Below are 2,468 nucleotides of genomic sequence, written 5' to 3' on the forward strand. Positions count from 1 at the left end.
GTGTCACCGCGCTCAGGTGCGCGCGGCTCATTGCGGTCGGACGATTTGCGCTCGGTGTTTTCCGAGCGGATCGCATCCTTGCGCGCGCGCCGTTCGACAATATCGGCCGTCTCGGCCACATCCGGCTGCGGTTGAGCAACCGCGGTCGCGGCATCTTCCTCGCTGCGTCTGCCGCGACGCTCGCCGCCCTTGTTGCGCGCGCCCCTGTCGTTGCGGTCCTCGTCCTTGCGGCCGGCGCGGCGCGGCGCGCCTTTGCCACGGCGCGGAGCATCGTCCTCGCCTTCGCTGGCAACCACTGTCGACAGGTCGCCGTCATGCCACTCGATCTTGTTGCCGATCAGCCGCTCGATGGCGTCGATATATTTGGTGTCGGACTTGGTCGCGATGGTGAAGGACTTGCCTGAGCGGCCGGCGCGGCCGGTGCGGCCGATGCGGTGGACATAGTCCTCGGCATGGATAGGCACGTCGTAGTTGAAGACATGGCTGACGTCGGGAATGTCGAGGCCGCGCGCGGCGACATCGGAGGCGACGAGATAACGCAGCTTGCCGTCACGGAAATTGGCCAGCATCTGCATGCGGGCGCGCTGGTCCATGTCGCCATGCAGTGCGCCGGCGTCGAAATCATATTTCAGCAGCGAGCGGAACAGCTCCGAAACCTCGATCTTGCGATTGCAGAAGATGATTGCGTTCTTCAGCTCCGCATCCTCGGCCTTGATCAGGTTGCGCAGCGTTTCGCGCTTGTCCCAAGGCTTCGAGCCCGATTTGACCAGTCGCTGGATGATGTTGGTGGCCGCCGACGCGGCCTTGGAGACCTCGACGCGAACCGGCGCGTGCAGGAATTTTTCCGTCAGCTTGGTGATCTCCGGCGGCATGGTCGCCGAGAAGAACAGCGTCTGCCGGGTGAACGGAATCATCTCGCAGATGCGTTCGATATCGGGAATGAAGCCCATGTCGAGCATGCGGTCGGCCTCGTCGATGACGAGGATCTCGACGCCGTTGAGCAGCAATTTGCCGCGCTCGCGGTGGTCGAGCAAACGACCCGGCGTCGCGATCAGCACGTCGGCGCCGCGCTCCAGCTTCTTGTCCTGCTCGTCGAACGACACGCCGCCGATCAACAATGCGATGTTGAGCTTGTGGTTCTTGCCGTATTTGACGAAGTTTTCTTCGACCTGCGCGGCAAGCTCACGCGTCGGCTCGAGGATCAGCGTGCGCGGCATGCGGGCGCGGGCGCGGCCCTTTTCCAGCCGGGTCAGCATCGGCAGCACGAAGGAGGCGGTCTTGCCGGTGCCGGTCTGGGCAATACCCAGCACGTCCTTGCCGAGCAAGGCGTGCGGGATCGCACCAGCCTGGATCGGGGTCGGCTGGGTATAGCCGGCATCGGTGACTGCGGAAAGCACCTTCGGCGACAGGCCGAGGTCTGAAAAGGTCAACGCTTCTTGAGCGATCGTCGTGTCTGAGGACAAGTGTTGCTGTCTTTGGCTGGTTCGGGGAAGCGCAACGTCATTCGTCGCGGCAAGCGCCACGCGCCTGCAAGATTGGTATTGCGATTAGGCGCAAGCCCGCGATTTGTCAACAGAAACGGGCAGGGTTGGCGCGATTGTGAAGTTGTAACCTTAATCGCGATGCTTAATCCGGCCGCTTGTCTGTGTGCCGGCTCAGTAACGGAACTGTTCGGCCAGGATGCGCTCGTTCCAGGAGTGATTGGGATCGAACAGCAAAGTCGCCGTGGCCGTCGGCGATTCCCGCACCGTAACCGAGGTCACCGCCTTGACCTCCGTGTGGTCGGCGGCAGCGTTCACCGGCCGCTTTTCCGGCTCCAGAATGTCGAAGCGCACGCTCGCCTTGTTGGAAAGCAATGCGCCGCGCCAGCGTCGCGGACGAAACGGGCTGACCGGCGTGAGAGCCAGAAGTGGCGCATCGAGCGGCAGGATCGGGCCGTGCGCGGAAAGATTGTACGCGGTCGATCCGGCCGGCGTCGCGATCATGACGCCGTCGCAGCTCAGTTCCTCCAACCGTACCTGGTCATCGACGCTGATGCGGATCTTGGCCGTCTGATAGGATTGGCGCCACAGCGCAACTTCGTTGATCGCCACCGCCGTGAGGTGTTCGCCGTCCGAGGTGGTTGCCAGCATCTCCAGCGGTCGGATCGTTTCGGCGACCGCAGCCGCGATGCGCTCGGTGAGCCCGCCGGACCGATACTCATTCATCAGGAAGCCGATCGTGCCACGGTTCATGCCGTAGACTTTCTTTCCCGTACCCATCGTTTCGCGCAAGGTCTGCAGCAGGAAGCCGTCACCGCCCAGCGCCACCACGACAGTCGCTTCGGCGACAGAACATTGACCGTAGCGCGCCGACAGGCTCTCCAGCGCCGCCTTGGCGTCCGTTGTGTCGGACGAGACGAAAGCGATGCTGTTGGCGGCTGTGCTCATGGCTTCCCGATCGCGACCGATTGGCGCCGGCAGGTACTG

Annotated in this window: 2 protein-coding genes; both read right to left on the minus strand. The window is 63.4% G+C overall.

Annotated elements, in window-relative coordinates; translation table 11 throughout:
• Positions 1-1,463 (minus strand): DEAD/DEAH box helicase (locus tag EOA36_RS33285; RefSeq protein WP_189553491.1); only part of this gene is annotated, 1,463 nt, incomplete at its 3' end.
• Between the two features lie 192 nt (positions 1,464-1,655).
• The gene (locus tag EOA36_RS33290; protein WP_127280995.1) at positions 1,656-2,429 is read right to left on the minus strand and encodes an NAD kinase; all 774 of its coding nucleotides are present in this window, start codon (positions 2,427-2,429) and stop codon (positions 1,656-1,658) included.
• Positions 2,430-2,468 lie beyond the last annotated feature (39 nt).

It is taken from the genome of Mesorhizobium sp. M8A.F.Ca.ET.021.01.1.1, assembly GCF_003998025.1.
Classification (GTDB): domain Bacteria; phylum Pseudomonadota; class Alphaproteobacteria; order Rhizobiales; family Rhizobiaceae; genus Mesorhizobium.

What these genes read in the sequence shown, in the direction of transcription:
- EOA36_RS33290 (WP_127280995.1), bottom strand. Translation starts at nt 2,429, where the DNA reads ATGAGCACAGCCGCCAACAGCATCGCTTTCGTCTCGTCCGACACAACG.